Source organism: Paenibacillus peoriae (assembly GCF_022531965.1).
Classification (GTDB): Bacteria; Bacillota; Bacilli; order Paenibacillales; family Paenibacillaceae; genus Paenibacillus; species Paenibacillus polymyxa_D.
On the sequence record NZ_CP092831.1, the window covers coordinates 5,382,199 to 5,400,081 of the forward strand.

Genomic DNA, 17,883 nt, shown 5'->3' on the forward strand with positions numbered 1-17,883 from the left:
TATACGCTTCCATACCATGTAAGGTTTAAATCTATTGAAATTTAGAAAAGCCGGCCCCTTTCAGGGAATCGGCTTCTTTTTGTTTATATGAAATGGTGGACTCGTTTGCAAAACTATGGACTGTAAGCCCGGCATTGTTCCACCCAGCGTGCTGCCGCTTTGGGAAGAGAAGCGAGATGAACATGCGTGTAGGCTGCCAAAAGATTCCCTTTCGCATAGCCTTCGCTCTGAAGACCACGCATCCCCTTGGTTTGATAGGCGTAGGAGTAGGGGGCGGATGATTCGTCATAGTGCATGACAGAATAATGAAATTCATGTCCCCGAATGGTCTGTCCAGCCTCCAGCAGTAAGCAATCCTGCAAAGCTGTTGCTTCACGGTATCCCAGTGCGGCCCGTTTCTCCTGCATGCGGACGTCCGACGGAATAACTCCGGCCATGTGATGGGCATTCCCCATACGATCCGTAAGAGTCCGTGCCAGTACCATATAACCGCCGCATTCGGCGAATACTGGCATATCCCGGCTCACCGCGTTGCGGATATCTTCCAAAAAACCCGTATTTGCAGCGATATCTGCGGCAAACTCTTCGGGGAAACCGCCGCCCAGGTATAGGCCGCTTGCCTGCTCAGGTACGCGTTCTCCCGCCAGCGGACTGAAATAGACAATCTCTGCTCCCGCCTGACGCAGCAAATCCATATTTTCCGGGTAGTAAAAATTGAACGCAGCATCTCTGGCGACGGCGATGACGGGACGTTCCCCGGTATCAGCTTCATGCCCTGCTGATGGAAGCCGATTCAGGGAAAATAATGGGTGCTCGGGCGGGCTGGGCGGCGGAGCCGAATCTGCCAATGCCCGCAGTGCATCCAGATCCGTACCCGCGCGGATCAGCTCTGCCGCCCGTTGGAAAAGCGGCTCCAGCTCGCCGCGTTCCACAGCGGGTACTAAACCCAGATGACGCTCAGGAATATCCAGCCCGTCATCACGCTTTAACCAGCCGAGCACAGGAATGCCGCACTCCTGCTCGATCGCCTTTTTGACGATGCTATAGTGCCCTTGGCTGCCGCAGCGATTCACAATTAAGCCCACAATGCGTAGCTTGGGCTCCAAGCGCTGAAAGCCGAGCACAATAGCGGCGGCGCTTCGTGCCATACTGCGCACGTCGACCACCAGCAATACAGGGCTGTCCGTCAGCATGGCGATCTCAGCGGTCGAGCCGGTATTGCTGAGCGGGTCCTTGCCGTCATACAGCCCCATGACGCCTTCAATCACGGAAATATCCGCGCCTTCGGAAGCACGGATAAAGGTTTCACGCACCGTATCCGGTGAGGTCATCCATGAATCCAGATTACGGGAAGATGTCCCTGTCGCGGCCGTATGATAGGTGGGATCGATATAATCCGGCCCGCATTTAAACCCCTGCACTCGCAGGCCGCTGTCGGCGAACGCCTTCATCAGCCCGAGGGTAACAGTCGTTTTGCCTGCGCCGCTGCCTGTTCCGGCAACAACAATACGGCTTCTGCGCGTAGCGGCAGACGGATCAGACTGTACAGCCTGCTTCATGATGTCAGTCATAGGAAACCCGCGCTACAGACAACGTCATATTGCCGCTTTTTTTCTTCTCCAGTAGCCAATGGTCTGCACCAGAAGACAACAAGGCTGATGGTTCACTGACCCCATATGCGCCAGTGTATTTAAAGACGGTTTCCGATGGATTGGGAAGCTGCACCGTATTCAGCTCTGACGGAGTATACGTCACCAGCTCCCAGCCGTATTTGGCGCAAAGGGCAAGTAAGCCCTCTTCGTCCTTTTTCAGATCAATGGTGGCAATATTCCGTACGCTTTTCACAGACAAACGCAACTCTTGCAAGGTGTCCAGCACACCCGCCTCCAGCTCCTCTAATGCAGTCCCACGGTTGCAGCCGATGCCGAGCACCAAGCTTTTCGGACGGTACAGCACGCCATTAGAAAGAAGCTGCTCTTCTTCCTCCGGCTCCAATAAACGGTCACTCACGACCAACGCGGCGTTAAACGGTTCTTGTAATGCTTCTGCCGTCGAGGCATATACCTTGATATGCCCAGGTACAGGCTTGTCATAACGCCACCAGTTCCGTTCGCCTGTCTCTTGTATGAGCGCAACAGGCTCCTCGTTCACAACAGCAGCGCTCACAGGCGTGGCCTTGTCGAAGCTATCAACCACCCAGCCCAATTCCCGACCCAACATGTCCACCGGAATCGTGCCCTGCACGTCAGATGCAGTTGTGATTACCGCACGTGCGCCTAATACAGCCGCCACATGGCGGGTCAATTCATTGGCGCCACCCAAATGGCCAGACAATACGCTAATGACATGCTCGCCGCGATCATCAATGACAACCACCGCGGGGTCTACCTTTTTATCCACCAAAATCGGCGCAATCATACGAACCACTGCACCGAGGGAAATAATTAAAATGATACCGTTATATTGTTTGAATAAATCCGGCAAGATCAGCTTGACCGAACCCTCGAACAATTGAATACCACGCTCCTGCTCGTCGCCGCGCTCAAACTTGGACATATAATACACATCCGTGCCCGGAAAGTTGGCTCCCAAATTGCGGACCATTTCCACTCCATGCTTCGTGATCGCCACAGCGGCAAATGGATTACTCACCGGACTTCACTCCCTTCCGGTAGCCATGGGTGAACGACTTATCATACAGCTTGGAACGATGCGCATCCTTGTCCACCAGCTCTGGGTCGAGCGCCCAGCCCGCCAAAATCATGGCATGCATCGTTATGCCTGCTGCACGCAAATCGGCGGGTAATTGAGCAAGCGTCGTGCGCACGATCTTTTGATCCGGCCAGGTCGCGCGCTGCACAACCGCTACAGGCGTGTCCTCGCTCCAGCCTGCCGCCAGAAACTCAACGACCACCTTCTTCGCCAGTGTCGCGCTGAGGAATAAAGCCACGGTACAGTGATGAGAAGCTAGATCACGCAGCTTTTCCCGATCAGGTACAGGTGTACGGCCTTCAGCACGCGTCAGAATGACGGTCTGTGTCAGGTCAGGCACCGTTAGCTCTGCACCCAGCACGGCTGCAGAAGCAAAGACCGAGCTGACGCCCGGTACGATTTCGTAGGCTACTCCGCGCTGCTTCAGCAACACCATCTGTTCCAAAATGGCTCCATACACTGCCGGATCGCCTGTATGTACACGGGCTACACTGCGTCCAGCCTGCACAGCCTCGCTCATAATCTCAACCTGCCGTTCCAAATCCATGCCTGAGCTTTGCAGTACCTGTGCCTCGGGCTTGGCCGTAGCAATCAGCTCGTCGTTCACGAGTGAATCCGTGTACAACACCACATCAGCTGTGCGTAGAATCCGGGAGCCTTTGACCGTAATCAACTCCGGGTCGCCGGGGCCTGCTCCTACGATATATACTTTGGGCTCCAACGTCATTTGCTCACCACCATTAAACTCAAATATTCAAGCTCCTGTCCGCGCAGTTCACGGGCGTTGCGCCATACCATTTCATAAGGAGAAGTGACCTTGGTAATGACCGATGCACAGTCCCCAAGCTTGAGCTCATCCAGCACATCCAAAATCAAATCCAACACCTTGGCAACCTTAATAAACACGACCGTATCGTGATTCTCAATCGCCCGCTTCATCGCTTCCCGATCATCCGTAGCCGGTATAATACCGACCTGCTGATCTCCGTCTGCCAAAGGCAATTCCAGCGCTGCCGCTGCGCCCAACACAGACGAAATGCCCGGAATAGATACAATTGGCACCTCTGGATGGAGGTCCTTCATGAGTCGTGCCAAGTGAATAAAGGTACTGTACAGATTAGGGTCTCCCTCTGTGACAAAGGCTACATCCTTGCCTTGACTCAGTGCCTCCCAGCAAGCAACCACCGTTTTGTTCCACTCCCGCTCCAGTACAACCGGGTCCTTAGTCATTGGAAAAATGAGTCCAAGCATCTCCTTTTCCTCCGGGTTGACGTACAACTCCACGATCTCGTGAGCATACGATTTGCCCCCCCGGCGTTTCTTCGGATAAGCCACAACTGCACATTCCTGAATCATGCGATACGCCTTGACTGTAATCAGCTCGGGATCACCCGGCCCCACGCCTACGCCGTAAAGTGTTCCTGTTGCCGCCGTATTCATGCTGTCTCTCTCCCCCTCTTGAATAACCAGCTTACTCCCCTGCTACTTCATCAGCCACGTCCACCGACGGCTGTCCTGTAATGACATATATCGGATTGAGTCCGTCAAAACGCGTCATATTCAAAATCGGCTTGCTGCGCGCTGTTTGCAGTAACGTCACCGAAGTATCGAGTCCTGCTGTTTGCATCGCCTTCATACCGTCATGTAGCGTCTCAATCGTTGCAGCATTCACTACAATTCGTCCATCCTTACGCAGACGGGAAGCGCACAGACGAATCAGCTCGGACAATTCTCCCCCGCTCCCACCGATAAACACCGCATCCGGGTCTGGCAGCTCGTCCAATCCGGCAGGCGCTTTGGCATGAATAACCGGGAAATCGGTGCGGAATTTGATCTTGTTTGCTTCGACATTAGCCAGGTCGCCTTCGTTCTTCTCAATGGCAAATACTTGCCCATACTTGGCCAGTCGCGCACATTCTACCGCTACAGAGCCGGAGCCTGCGCCGATGTCCCATACGATGCTTCGCTCGGTCAGACGCAGCTCAGACAAGCTGAATACGCGTACTTCACGCTTCGTGATCAGTCCTTTTTCCGGCTTACGCTGGTGAAATTCCGCATCCTCGAAGCCAAATCCCCGCCGAATTGCAGGCACGTCTTCACCCTTACGGCGGCGCAAAATCACCACATTCAGTGGTTGGAACGTTCTCTGCGCCATCTCATCCAGCGTATAATGCTGATACACCTCATCCGGTCCGCCCAAGTACTCGCCGACGAAGGCATCATATTCCGTCATGCCATAATGCAGCAGATAGGCAGCGACTGCGCCGGGATGATTCCGGTCGTCCGTCAACAGCGCAACCTTGTTCTGTCCGTCAATCCGCTGTGCCAGTCCGGTCATCGGACGGCCGTGTACGCTTTCCAGCACCGCATCCTGCCAGCTTTCACCGAGACGCGCAAACGCCAGCTGAACCGAGCTGAGATGCGGCATAATATCCAGATGTTCCGCCCCCAGCTTGGCGGATAAGTATCCTGCGATTCCAAAAAAAAGCGGATCGCCTGACGCAAGCACGACAATATCCTTGTCCTCACGCAACCGTCCCAATTCTTCCACCACGGCGGATAAGCCGCTCTTTAATGTTCGTTTTTCCCCTGCGGCTGCCTTGAAAAATCCTAGCTGGCGTTCTCCACCAACCAGCAGGTCCGCACGCTCAATTTGCTCCAATGTTTCCTGCGACAGACCTGCCGCTCCATTTTCACCGATACCAATGACACGGATCACTCTACTCACCGACTCTCGCCCTCCCCAGCACGTTCCCTTTCAGCGTTACCAGTACCATTTCCACAACGATTCCACCACCTGCATGCTCCAGACAATGCTGACACCCATAGGTACATAACTTTTCAAAAAAGCTCAGCGCATTCGCTTCGGTCATCATATCCGCCACCTGCGTAGCTGTATTCGCCTCAGCCACTGCCGTTGCAAGCGACTCGTCCACCCCTGCTTCACGCGCAACCCTGGCCAAAAATCCAAAATCTACCGGAGCGCTCTTGGAGTGAACCATCATGATACCTTGAGCGACCTTGGACAGCTTACCGGGCATACCGACGAGAATAATCTTTTTCATTCCCAGCCGTTTCCCATGCTTTATAGCAAAGCCAACAAAGTCCCCCATCTGAATAAAGGCCTCTTCCGTCAGCTGATCATACATTTGCATGGCGTATTTTTCACTGCTGCCGCCTGTGGTCAGGACGATTTCCTGGCAGTTCATCGCTTGCGCAACTGATATGGCCTGCACGACACTGGCTTTATAAGCTGACGTGGAAAACGGAACGACCACACCACGCGTGCCTAGTATGGAAATACCGCCAAGAATGCCAAGCCGACCGTTCAGCGTTTTCTTGGCAATTTCTTCACCATCCGGTACGCTGATGACGACACGGACACCTTTGGCCGATCCGTGCTCCTCAAGCACACCTGTCACAGCCTCCGTAATCATCCGGCGCGGCACCGGGTTAATCGCTGCTTCTCCGACAGGCACAGGCAGACCGGGCTTCGTTACCCGCCCCACGCCGATGCCACCGTCTAGTTCAATGCCCGGCTCCTGGCGCCAGCTAACGGACGCGACAATTCTCGCCTGATGCGTGGCATCTGGGTCATCGCCACCGTCCTTGATCGTCGTGCAGGAAGCTTCGTCCGCGTCCAACACAGGCTCAATCAGCTCAAACGCCTGATCGAAGCCCGCGGGCAGCGATATCACTGCTTCCTTCGGCGGAATGCCCGTGATGAGTAGTTGTACCGCTCCTTTGGCTACTGCAGCCGCACAAGCTCCTGTCGTAAAGCCTGACCGCATTGGCTTGTCCGGTGCGGGAGCTTCACCGCTTTTCATCCGTTTGGGCTTGTCGGCGGACGCCGCTTCCTTTTCCATGCCAATTCCTCCTTAACCTCTTCTGCTGATCATGCCAATTCATTTCATGATACAGCAAACGGACAACCGCATCTAGCGGACAGCCATTAAGGAGATCGCATTCAATGCTGCTACGACAATTGTACTGCCGCCCTTGCGTCCAATATTCGTAATGAACGGAATATCCAGCTTGCGCAGCTCGTCCTTGGATTCTGCCGCCGATACGAAGCCTACGGGCATGCCAATCACCAGTCCGGGCTTGGCCGCTCCTTCTTTCACCAGACGAATCAGCTCCAGCAACGCTGTCGGCGCATTACCAATCGCATAGATACCACCTTCGCTCGCCTGAATCGCTTTGCGCATCGAAATAATGGCGCGTGTCGTATTCAGCCTTTTCGCTTCTTCCATGACGTCAGGGTCAGATATGTACACATGCACATCCCCGCCAAATTGACGAATACGATCCTTGCTCAGCCCCGCTTGAATCATTTGCACATCTGCCACTACCTGCTGTCCTGCGCGAATAGCTGCAACCCCGGCTTCAATCGCTTTTGGATGAAACACCATGCTGCGGCCCAGCTCAAAATCAGCAGATGCATGAATGACACGCTGTACAACGGGATATTGCTCTGCTGTAAAAGGATGCTCTCCCAGTTCTTCTGTGATCATCTCGAAGCTTTTGCCTTCAATCTCCTGCGGCTGTACCGTTAGCGGTTTAAATTCTGTTTTAAAATCCATGGTAGACCACTCCCTTATGGAAAATTAGAAAATAGTTTAGGAAAATGACAATTCATTGCTACTAAATCATGGATACCTGTAAAAACACCTGTTTTAAGATGACTATATTTTAAATACATGCCAGAAGTCGTTCCTGATGAACTGGACTCGCAGGGGTAAGGCTCAACTCAAATTGAAGTTTTCTCTTTTGCTGTACGCAGTGCGTTGATGACTCCGTCGAAATGATCAAATACTGTGCCAAATTCCACTTCCGGCCTGGAAATCAAAAGTACGTGAATCCCCAGCTCCAATGCAGATTGAACCTTTTCATCCACTGCTCCCGTGCTTCCGCTTTCCTTGGTGACCATCACGGTCGTGCCATAGTGCTTGTACAATGCTTCGTTCATCTCGCGGGAAAAGGGTCCCTGCATGGCAATAATATTTTTTTGCTCCATGCCCAGTTCGCCGCATTTCTCCATATTGTCCAGGCGCGGCAGCATGCGTATAACCAGACGAATCTCCGGGTCTCCGAGTAAATGCTTGGTGAACGTGCCGAGCGTCTTACTGCCCGTCGTAAGCATTACAGAACCTTTGAGTTGCTTCGCTTCTAATGCGGCTTCTTCATAGGAAGACACGATGTGGAGCAACGGATGATTGTCATATACAAGTCCTGTCCGCTCATAGCGAATATAAGGAACCCCGGACTCGCGAGCGGCTGTCATCGCATTCGCATGTGCTTCTTCTGCAAAAGGATGACTGGCATCAACAACCGCCTGTATTCCAAGCTCCCGAATCATTGCAGCCATTTCATCGGCTGTCATTCGGCCTGTACGTACGTCTAGTCCCGCTTCAGACAAGCTGGCTGCCGCGCTTTCGGTTACGACTGAGGTCAATACGTTGAAGCCATTGTCACGGATTTGCAGCGCCAATTCCCGTGCATCGCTCGTTCCGCATAGCATGAATATCATGAGCTCTTCACCTGCCCGCTTCCATTCACTACAGATGGCGTATGTGAATGCTCGTGATGGTGATCATGGTCATCATGGCTGTGAGCATGGACATGCTCATGAGTGTGATCGTGGCTGTGTGTATGGTGATCATGATGGTCGTGCTCATGTGCATGATGGTGGTGGTGATGTTCATGTTCATGTTCATGTTCATGATGATGATCGTGGTCATGATCGTGGTCATGATCGTGGTGATGATGGTGGTGCTCCTGCGCCTCCAGGCGGAACTGGCAGTTATCACAATTGGCTGTAACCTTGCCGAACAAACCTTCCTTAGCTCGCTCCAGCACCAGTTCAACCAATTGAGGATGGAAACCAAAATATCCGCCCATCTCCACTTGTAATGCAGGGTGAGCCTCGGCAAATTCCTGGGTCATTTCTCCGATGCGTTTAATCAGCACACCCGTGAACAGAAAATAGGGAAGCACGATAATCTTTTTGGCCCCCAATCGTACACAACGCTCCAATCCATCGGGAAAGGAAGGCTGCGTCACACCGATAAAACTGCTCTCTACCCATGTATAAGGAAGCTTCTCCCACAGCATACGGGTGATTTTGAAAAAGTCACTGTTCGCATCTGGATCGCTACTTCCGCGTCCTAATACAAGTACCGCCGTTTCCTCGTCAGATACTTCGACAGATGCCTCTACAGCGCTATTCATCCCCGCTGGAACTGCAACCGGCCGGGCCTCTTTCAAGCGACTTTGCAGAATGCTGACGATTTTCTCGTGAACACCAATCGGACGTCCGTATACAAATTCCACCTGCGGATATTTCGCCTTTGCCCGGTCAATAGCCATCGGAATATCAATTTTGGCATGTACCGCTGCGAACAAGATAATCGGAATAAGAACGACACGCGTCGCCCCTTTCTCCACACAAGTTTGCATCCCATCAGCAATGCTGGGACGTGCCAGCTCCAAGAAACAGGTTTCCACGCACATATCCGGTACCCGATCTGCCACTGCCTGTGTAAATTCCAGCAGTTCCTGGTTCCCCTCCGGGTCCCGACTTCCATGTCCAACCAACAATATTGCATCCACTGCTGTTGTTTCCTCCTCTTGAATAGGGATAGCCTGCATGACGCCCTATTTTATATATATGCTTGTATCCCGTTCATCAGGCCTTCAGTCCATTAATCACCACAAACCGCATTCACTTCTACCGTTACTGGTGCATCTTCATGCCGGAACCCCGCAACGACACCTACACGCTTAAAAAATTTATGAAAGCGCTCATTCGGATGCCCTTTTTCCTTATATTCAGCGATGACGTTCTCCACGATGTCCGTAATTTGATCACCCGGAATTCCTTCCGCTACAGGCTGAGCGGCATGAGCATTGCGGCCGAATTTTTTGCCACCGAGGAAGAGATCGTACCCACCCTTGCGATAGACGATTCCGATATCCTCTAGTACGGCTCCATAGCAGGCCATACCGCATCCGTTCAAAGCAATGCTCGTTTCCTTGGGTGCCTGTAATCCACCAAGTACAACCTGTAAATGCTCAGCCACAGGCACAGCGTCATCCTTCTCCATATTGCAGAAGTCGCACGCCTTTACCTTAAACACATCGCCAACCGGCATGACAATGAATCGTTCATCCCGCAGCCGCCCGACCAGTTCCTCGGGGTCTGCACACGGCACGCGCAGCACGATCTGATGATCCGGCGTGTATTCCAGCTCGCCATCATCACCCGCTACCTCGGCGAGCAGCGCCATCTGGCGAGCGGTGAATTTCTTGTTTCCCACACCCGGGGAAACACCCACCTCAAACAGCGCAGGCTTGCCAAAGCCGCCTGTCGCCATCCCGGCCGCGGCCCCTGCTCCGGCCACCGCCGACGTTCCGGCGGTGCTCTTGGCGGTAGGCGCTTGCCCGCTCCAGCGAGCGTTGGCTTCGCCAGGCAGCTTACCGCCGACAGCGAGGCGGCTTAGCGCCTCTGCCGCCAGCGATGCCGGGGCCGTGCCGGTTTGCACAGCAGTTGTTGCCTGCACAGCAGCCATCGCTTGCGGGCGTGCCTGCGTCGCAACCGCAGCGCCGCTCGCGGAGGGTCCAGCGGGCGTAGTCGGGGCTGCTCCTGCCTGCGGTGTACCCTCTTGCGCTCCCAGCGACCACGGCTCCGCTTCCGTGCGGAGACGCTGATGCGGCTTGAGCGCCTGCTCGGTCGCATCCAACGTGTATTTGCGCTGATATCCGCGCGGAGTCACGATCAAACCGTCATACACCATCGTCGAGGAATTGCCGATGATTACAGTCGTCAGCATCCCGATGTCATGGTTCAGCATATCTTCCAGCGTCGTTACAATAACTTGCTGACGTTCACGATAAGCGCTCTTCACTAGCCCAACCGGAGTCTGCGGATCACGGTAACGCAGCAAAATGGACTGCGTCTCCACAATCTGGCGGGTACGCCGACCACTGCGCGGGTTGTATAATGCAATCACAAAATCAGCCGAAGCCGCAGCTTCTACACGCTTTACGATCGTTTCCCACGGGGTCAGATGATCACTCAGACTAATCGTGCACGCATCATGCATCACTGGCGCCCCCAACAGTGAAGCACAGGACTGTATAGCCGAGATCCCCGGTACGACTTCTACCTCAACCCCGCCCTCGCGTCGCCAGCCTTTTTGCATCAGCACTTCGTACACCAGCCCTGCCATACCATAGACTCCCGCATCTCCACTGGAAATGACAGCTACCTTCTTGCCCATCTCTGCTTGGCGAACCGCCTCCTGCGCACGGCTCACTTCCTCTGTCATCCCTGTGCGTACAATCTCCTGTCCGTTCAACAGCGGACGGATCAAATCAACGTAGGTATTGTAGCCGATAATGACCTCACTTTCGTCCAGCGCATCCAGCGCCCGTTTTGTGATATGTTCCATATCTCCTGGTCCAAATCCAATCACCAACAATTTTCCTAATGGGCTCATCGTACTCCTCCTATTCATCCTTTTCAGGGCAGCTATCCTATCTATTTCAATGATTTATGCACATCGTGTAACTTAAAAAAACCCCATCCTGCCCGGATGGGGTTTCTATGTACGTATCTCTCATCAGACGAACAAACAGCGTAAGAAGACACGATTTGTCTTCCTCCAGCCTGCCGTTGTTTTCCATCTGTCTGTTTACGCTTCAAACGCTGCTGCACGTTCATATCCACGCAAACCTCTAGCCAACATGGAAAAAGCAACGTGTGCCTGATTTCCTGATTTCGTACACCCATCCTCTCCGCGAAGGTTAACGGTGCATACAGATCAAGGTAGGTCTCCTGGCTTGGCATCAACGGATTCTTTCGTCTTCCCCGTTTTTCACGAGTGACCAATTAAAAAAATCCTCTTCCTTACAGTGGCGGGACCGCTCGGGATTTGCACCCGATTCCCTGTTACCCTTTGCTCAACCGCAAAGGCACCTTGTCTGTCCGCTATTTGATTATGGGTCTTATCATAACCTTGCCTCAATCAGTTGTGCAAGCACGAAAAAAGCTTTATTTCAAGTTCTGTGCTTTATTTTTTAACATATGTAGCAATTCGTCCGGGTCTGCGGAGATGCTCAGTAGCGCTGGATGCTCACTCCCGGTAAACCCCTCTTGCACACTATGACGCACCATTTCTACTAACGGGTCAAAATATCCATTCACATTCAGCAGCCCAATGGGCTTGCGATGAATGCCGATTTGCGCCCAGCATAGTACCTCGAACAGCTCTTCAAAGGTTCCCAAACCACCCGGAAGGGCAATAAAAGCATCGGCCATCTCGCTCATTGCCGCTTTACGCTCATGCATGCTTGCTACCTCAATAAATTCGGTAACTCCCCGATGAATGATCTCTGCATCAAATAACAGGGTGGGCATAATGCCAGTGACCTGACCGTCACCCGCCAGCATTCCATCTGCCACCTCTCCCATTAGCCCCCTGCTAGAGCCGCCATAGATCAGACGGATATGATGGCGAGCCATGGCTTCTCCCAGTTTGCCTGCTGCCTCAACATATACCGATAAATGTCCAGGTCTGGACCCGGCAAATACGCAAATAGAATTCATTAACGTCTCAGCTCCTGTCCTAAGTAGCATCGAAACTTATTCATTATATTAGATAAACATTTTCGCTATAACAAAAATCTTTGTCGATGCATGTCCAACAAAAAAAGATAAAGACCTCGTAGGCCCTTATCTTTATTTTACTCTGTATCCCGAAATATAAGTTCATTTTTTAGCATCTGCATTTATAATTTTGATCTCATTTCAATGACCATTCACGATCTTCAGACCACAGCCATGCACCGAATCGTTATGTTCAAAATATTTGCCCAGCTCCACCATCATCGCGCCCATGCGCTCTTCGGTTGGAAACACGACTCGATCAATCCCTTCTTCCACAATGGACTGTGCAGTCACCTTCCCTACGGATACAGCAATCACATCCTCACGAAAAGCTTCCAGTAAATCCTCGATTCGATTTTGCTCTCTGGCATATTGGGCCAAAAATCGAATTTGCGGGCCACTCGTGAATGTAACGGCATCAACATTACGATGGATAACATCCTCCAGTAACGCCTGCAATTTTGCTTCCTCAGGTGGGATATGCTTATAAGGAAGTACCTGGCGGGTCACTGCCCCCTGCTCGTCCAGCCATTTTACCAACCGTGGGGCTGGATCGCCATGCAGTTGCAACAGCACTTCCTTCCCCTTCAGATCGTATGGGGCGAAAGCTCCTGTCAATCCGATCAAACTTCCGTCCTCGTCTCGTACTGCTGGCGTAAAGCCACGCTTTTTGAGTCCATTGACCGTCTTGTAGCCCCGCGCTGCAATGTTGGAGGATTGCAGCAACTCTATAATCTGCTCAGCCACGCCCATATCCTCTGCCATATCGAACAGGGCATCCAGCCCCATGCCTGTCGTGAAGATGTACCAGTCCGGAGGGTTCTTTACCCACGATACAACAGCGTTGCGCAGCTCGATATCATCTAGAAAAACAGTGCCCTGGGCCGGACGATGTACTGGCTCCCCTCCCATCTTCACAACTAGCAGCGCCATTTCGTCTGCTTTACGGGGACCAGCAAGAGCGACTCTCTTACCTGCCATGCGTTGTGCCATTCTGTTTCCTCCCTAGTAGAAGTCGTATTTCTTTCTACCAAGTATACAATCAGAGGGGTAAAAGACAAATAAGAATTACTTTTTCGATGAATACAGTAATCTTATAAGTGGGTGTGTCCTGTTCTATCTCCCTGCCGGCTTTCTAGCTGACTACTGCTATCCCGCTCTCCGTTAGATGCCTTATCATCTCCGCCTTTCCCTTTAGATTTGGGTCGGAGCAACATCCATAGTACCAAGGGCATAAGTACAAAAAAAATGATCATCACCGCGGTCCACTCCCGGCTGAAATCAAAAACTTGCACGATGTTGGAGAACAGCATAAACGAACAGACATAACCTAACAAACCTACGGGCCAAACCATCAGACTCCCCCAGGCATGGGAGAACATACGCTTTACCGCCAAACTGGTAACGTACAGATCAATTCCGATCTTCGTAAGAAAGGTTGGTACGGTCAGTGCTGCCACGAACAAGTCGAACCGATCCAGAAAGTCCGTTAGCTGCAATTGACGCACCAGTTCATACGATGGATAGAACAGCCGTGACAAGATAGGAACACCAATAACCAACTCCGACTGCAACACCAGCATGATCAGAAAAGCGGTTCCGAGCAAATGCCCATACCACGCACTACGTCCATTATAACTCTTTCCAGAAATAACAAAGGGAACCATCAGGATATCGGCCATATATCCCAGCATGCGCCAGCTGCCCTTGATCACTCCCTCTACCTCTGGATGTAAGTAGGGTCTAAGCATCGAAAAATCCATATTACGCCCAAAAAAAAGCGGCATGGTCAACAGCGTCAAAATCAACATCGGCAAAAAAATCTCGGCCATATTCACGATGGTGCTTATTCCGCCTTTGGCCATAGATACCAGAGTTAACAGCACAATAAGAGAAGTGACCACAATCGGAGTCAGCGGCAAAAGCACAACCTCCACTAAATCTGTGATAATTCTCAAATCCCGTGCAAAAATGATCAGGAATAAAATAAGGTAGACTGCAAGCAGCATACGTCCCAGCACAGGATGAGAGCTCACCATCGCCTGCATTAGATCCTGGTCAGGAAAACGACGCTTGAGTTTCAACATCGCCCAGATCGGCAAGCATAGCACGATAGCCGCAATTATACAGGTCCAGTAGGCATGCTGATTCGCGTGATCCGCTGCCTGCGCCGGAGCATGTATAAGGGTAATACCGACCTCCATCAATACACCCAGCAGTACGATTTGTCTGGTTGTGAACTGTTTCATACAGGTCATCCTCCTTTTATCCGCAGGCATCCAATACACGATTTACAACGTAGGGGGGAGCCACATGTCAATAAAACGGGTCAGCCATGTAGCCACATAAACGGTGCTCTTCGTTGATGTTCCGTAAATCCAGATACCAATGCTAATAACATACAATACTCGAGAGACCCAACGATTGATGGCTGGTGCATTGTTAATATTTTTACGGTCAATCAGATACATGAAGAGCATAGCCAGCACCAAAGGTAACAGAAATACTTTATTCATTCTGGATTTGCTCCTTTTTGACCCCGAATGGTTTGGTGACCGCACCAATATTCTCAATATGCACGACCGGATTTATGGTGACCTCCACCTTGGGATATAGTTGCTCCCATTGAGGTTTAATCCGTTTCCATTCATCCGGGTGACTCGTAATAATAGCCCGGCCCAAACCAAGTACGTCTGAACGATACTTTTGCTGAATCACGTGGACAGCCTCTCCCAGCTCCCTCTTGATTTCCTCGGCTGTCTGCTGCTCCAGCCACTTCAAATTTTCCTCGTTGGAAATATCGAAATTCGTCTCATTTTCCTTCACATTCCCATTGCAGTTCATATGAACGGTCATTCGAATCTCATTCCCCTGAATAAAGGGCTTGATATGGACTCTATTTTCGATGAGATGCACAGATATGTAACCTTTACCCTTGGGAGGGGGGATAAATATCTCTGTCTCCTTGGCTTGCTCCATACCCAACAGCAGAAACCGACTGAGATGGTTATCAATAATCCCTGTTAACCTGTCTTGTCGAAAGACTGCCAATCCATCGATCTGAATATTCGTCTTCTTGTCTTTAAGACTAGCGGGCCCATTCTTCACCAGAGACATTACTGGCACCACCGGGTCAATCCCTTCCAGCAGGACGGAATTCATCAGCAGTTTAACGGAACGAGGTTTTTTCATATAGGAAAAGTTAAGCTCACGCACCATTTCCGCTGGATATTGCTCAATCGGAGCATCTGCCTGAAGCACTTCCATCGCTGACCCCTTCGTGATAACAACCAGGGAAGACAGACGGTTCTGCGGGATACGTGCAATGACATCCATCATTTTGCTAATCCCTTCCCGTGCCAGCGTCTCCCCGAACAGCAGCACCCGTCGATGAGAGTAATTCAGTGTTCGTGAAACCTCGCGCTGTTCCTCGGTGCTTGCTCCCCGGAAGCTTGGACCTATTTTAGACTCCAGGTAGTAGGATTTCGTACCACTTGTACCTCCTCCTCCTCCTGTACTGCCCGAAGACCCGAGTTGTCCAGGCAGAGCAATTTGCATCGTTACTCGGTATTGATCGCCCTCCTTGTCTAGCCCGGTACCCATCACAAAGGCCACATCATTCACTTCACGGCGATCCCAGCATCCTCCTAAGAGAACAGAACACAGCAGCAGACAACAGAGCACAGCCACTTTACGTATTTGCTGTGTATTCGATTTGGGCTTCATCACCATCCCTCCTCGGTTTTAGGCGATCCATTCATATTTTTCTTCGCTCGTTTGTTGTTGTCTTTACCAATCCAAGAAGGACGTTTAGTCATTTTCCACCAAGGCGCGCGAACAACGATATCCTTTTGATCCATATGATTGTACGGGCTATATCCGCTCATGTAAGGGACACCAAACGATGTTAGCTTGGTTAAGTGCGTAGCAATCAGCGTTGTCGCAATAATGATCCCAAACAATCCGAATAAACCCGCCATCAGCATGATTGGAAATCGTAGCAGGCGAACCGTGATGGCAAAGTTAAAGCGTGGAATGGTAAACGAAGCAATACCTGTGAGCGACACCACAATGACTATGGGTGCCGATACAATCCCTGCCTGTACTGCGGCCTGTCCAATAACGAGTGCGCCAAGGATACTGACAGCCTGACCGACCGTTTTGGGGAGACGAATCCCTGCTTCACGTAATGCCTCAAAAGAAATTTCCATCATTAACGCTTCCACCAGTGCTGGAAAAGGGATGGATTCACGAGCCGCTGCAATACTCAATATGAGTGTCGTCGGCAGCATATCATGATGATAGGTCGTAACCGCTACATATAATGCGGGCAGAAAGAGAGCCATGATGAGAAAAAGAAAACGAATCCAGCGCACCATATTACTGATGAAAAAACGTTCGTAATAGTCCTCGCTTGCTTGCATCATCTGCCACATGGTGACCGGCCCAATCAGGGCAAAAGGCGTTCCGTCTACAAAAATAGCAAAACGTCCTTCCAGTAATTGTGCGGTGACGGTATCCGGGCGTTCAGTATATTCCATTTGCGGAAACGGAGAAAACGGATGATCCTCAATCAGTTCCTCAATATATCCAGTCTCCAGAACACCATCAATTTCAATATCACTGAGCCTTTTTTTTACATCCTCCACCAGTTTGGGATCTATGATCCCTTCAATATAGGTAAGGACGACGCTCGTTTGAGTTTCTGTTCCGATGGTCATGCTGTACATCTTGAGCTTGGAGGTCTTCAACTTGAAACGCAACAGTGCCGTATTGACGCGAAGGGTCTCAGTGAAGCCCTCACGCGGCCCGCGAATAACCGCTTCCGTCTGGGGTTCCTCTACGCCACGGCGGACACCACCCTTGGCGCTAAAAATATAAGCACGAGGCGTACCCTCTACGAACAAAGCGGCATTGCCGTCCAGTATCGCTGCCGCTACCATCTTCCATTCGTCCATCGTTTTGGTCTGGGACATCGAGATGCGAGTTTCATCCAGCGGCTCCAATTTGCCGTTCACTTCAGGGTCCTTGAGCATCATGCCCAGAATGACAGGTCGCAGGATATGATCCTGCAAATCCTCTGATTTTACCGTACCTTCAAAATAAGCCAACAACCCTTTGCGTTCAGGAGAAATCATGAGCTCTCGGTAGACGATATCAGAGCAATCCTTGAAAATGTCACGCAAAGCACTCAAATTGTCTTCCACATTGCTACGCAGCGGCTGTTCCAGCCACGAAGACTCAGGCAGTCCTTTGGGCACATTGGAATTTCGTGTCTTGCGGTCTGCGGCTGGAATCGCTCTCCGACTCCACGGTAGCTTCGGCAACTTGGGAAAGCGCCCTTTCTTCATCGTTATTCCCCCTTTACGAATGAGCCGAACAGATAATATGACCTATAGGATGTACCAGCCTGCAAAGGATTATGTATCCAATGAACTCAACATGTTGAACGGATAACAAAAAGACCCTGCAATGATGCAGGGCCTTCGAAAAATCCATTA

At 51.4% G+C, this 17,883-nt stretch carries 16 protein-coding genes and 1 riboswitch; all 16 genes read right to left on the reverse strand.

Translation table 11 applies throughout. From position 1 onward, the window contains the following. Nucleotides 1-113: 113 nt before the first annotated feature. Entirely contained in the window at nt 114-1,571 is a 1,458-nt protein-coding gene (locus MLD56_RS23825) for a cobyrinic acid a,c-diamide synthase CobB (protein WP_029518582.1), read from the reverse strand. Further along, a complete protein-coding gene (locus MLD56_RS23830; RefSeq protein WP_029518583.1) occupies nt 1,564-2,652 on the reverse strand; it encodes a cobalt-precorrin 5A hydrolase in 1,089 nt (362 codons plus the stop codon). The genes MLD56_RS23825 and MLD56_RS23830 overlap by 8 nt, the downstream gene beginning before the upstream one ends. Next, a complete protein-coding gene (cobM, locus tag MLD56_RS23835; RefSeq protein WP_029518584.1) occupies nt 2,645-3,439 on the reverse strand; it encodes a precorrin-4 C(11)-methyltransferase in 795 nt (264 codons plus the stop codon). Before cobM ends, MLD56_RS23830 begins: the two co-directional genes overlap by 8 nt. Then, the gene (gene cobI, locus MLD56_RS23840; RefSeq protein ID WP_029518585.1) at nt 3,436-4,152 is read right to left on the reverse strand and encodes a precorrin-2 C(20)-methyltransferase; all 717 of its coding nucleotides are present in this window, start codon (nt 4,150-4,152) and stop codon (nt 3,436-3,438) included. Before cobI ends, cobM begins: the two co-directional genes overlap by 4 nt. Before the next feature lie 31 nt (nt 4,153-4,183). Continuing rightward, nucleotides 4,184-5,440: a bifunctional cobalt-precorrin-7 (C(5))-methyltransferase/cobalt-precorrin-6B (C(15))-methyltransferase gene (locus MLD56_RS23845; protein WP_029518586.1), complete on the reverse strand. Its 1,257-nt coding sequence runs from the start codon at nt 5,438-5,440 to the stop codon at nt 4,184-4,186. After that, nucleotides 5,433-6,578, reverse strand: a complete 1,146-nt coding sequence (locus MLD56_RS23850; RefSeq protein ID WP_029518587.1) for a cobalt-precorrin-5B (C(1))-methyltransferase — start codon at nt 6,576-6,578, stop codon at nt 5,433-5,435. The genes MLD56_RS23845 and MLD56_RS23850 overlap by 8 nt, the downstream gene beginning before the upstream one ends. 72 nt (nt 6,579-6,650) lie before the next feature. Then, the gene (locus MLD56_RS23855; protein ID WP_029518588.1) at nt 6,651-7,295 is read right to left on the reverse strand and encodes a precorrin-8X methylmutase; all 645 of its coding nucleotides are present in this window, start codon (nt 7,293-7,295) and stop codon (nt 6,651-6,653) included. A gap of 167 nt (nt 7,296-7,462) precedes the next feature. Next, complete coding sequence (gene cobK, locus MLD56_RS23860; RefSeq protein ID WP_069012858.1) at nt 7,463-8,242, reverse strand: precorrin-6A reductase; 780 nt, start codon at nt 8,240-8,242, stop codon at nt 7,463-7,465. Continuing rightward, nucleotides 8,239-9,324, reverse strand: coding sequence for a sirohydrochlorin chelatase (locus MLD56_RS23865; protein WP_029518590.1), 1,086 nt, complete (start codon nt 9,322-9,324; stop codon nt 8,239-8,241). Before MLD56_RS23865 ends, cobK begins: the two co-directional genes overlap by 4 nt. A gap of 92 nt (nt 9,325-9,416) precedes the next feature. After that, complete coding sequence (cobJ, locus tag MLD56_RS23870; RefSeq protein ID WP_165146028.1) at nt 9,417-11,213, reverse strand: precorrin-3B C(17)-methyltransferase; 1,797 nt, start codon at nt 11,211-11,213, stop codon at nt 9,417-9,419. 311 nt (nt 11,214-11,524) lie between these two features. Next, nucleotides 11,525-11,710, reverse strand: a riboswitch (cobalamin riboswitch). Between the two features lie 57 nt (nt 11,711-11,767). After that, nucleotides 11,768-12,322, reverse strand: coding sequence for an LOG family protein (locus MLD56_RS23875; RefSeq protein WP_029518593.1), 555 nt, complete (start codon nt 12,320-12,322; stop codon nt 11,768-11,770). Nucleotides 12,323-12,523: 201 nt separating this feature from the next. Continuing rightward, nucleotides 12,524-13,375, reverse strand: a complete 852-nt coding sequence (locus MLD56_RS23880) for a uroporphyrinogen-III synthase (RefSeq protein ID WP_029518594.1) — start codon at nt 13,373-13,375, stop codon at nt 12,524-12,526. A gap of 101 nt (nt 13,376-13,476) precedes the next feature. Continuing rightward, nucleotides 13,477-14,631 carry a GerAB/ArcD/ProY family transporter gene (locus MLD56_RS23885; protein WP_029518595.1) on the reverse strand — a complete coding sequence of 385 codons (1,155 nt, stop codon included), beginning with the start codon at nt 14,629-14,631 and terminating at the stop codon, nt 13,477-13,479. Nucleotides 14,632-14,673: 42 nt separating this feature from the next. Beyond that, nucleotides 14,674-14,898: a hypothetical protein gene (locus tag MLD56_RS23890; RefSeq protein ID WP_029518596.1), complete on the reverse strand. Its 225-nt coding sequence runs from the start codon at nt 14,896-14,898 to the stop codon at nt 14,674-14,676. Next, entirely contained in the window at nt 14,891-16,108 is a 1,218-nt protein-coding gene (locus MLD56_RS23895) for a Ger(x)C family spore germination protein (RefSeq protein WP_029518597.1), read from the reverse strand. Before MLD56_RS23895 ends, MLD56_RS23890 begins: the two co-directional genes overlap by 8 nt. Beyond that, on the reverse strand, nt 16,108-17,733 hold the full coding sequence (locus MLD56_RS23900; protein ID WP_029518598.1) for a spore germination protein: 1,626 nt from the start codon (nt 17,731-17,733) through the stop codon (nt 16,108-16,110). Before MLD56_RS23900 ends, MLD56_RS23895 begins: the two co-directional genes overlap by 1 nt. Nucleotides 17,734-17,883 lie beyond the last annotated feature (150 nt).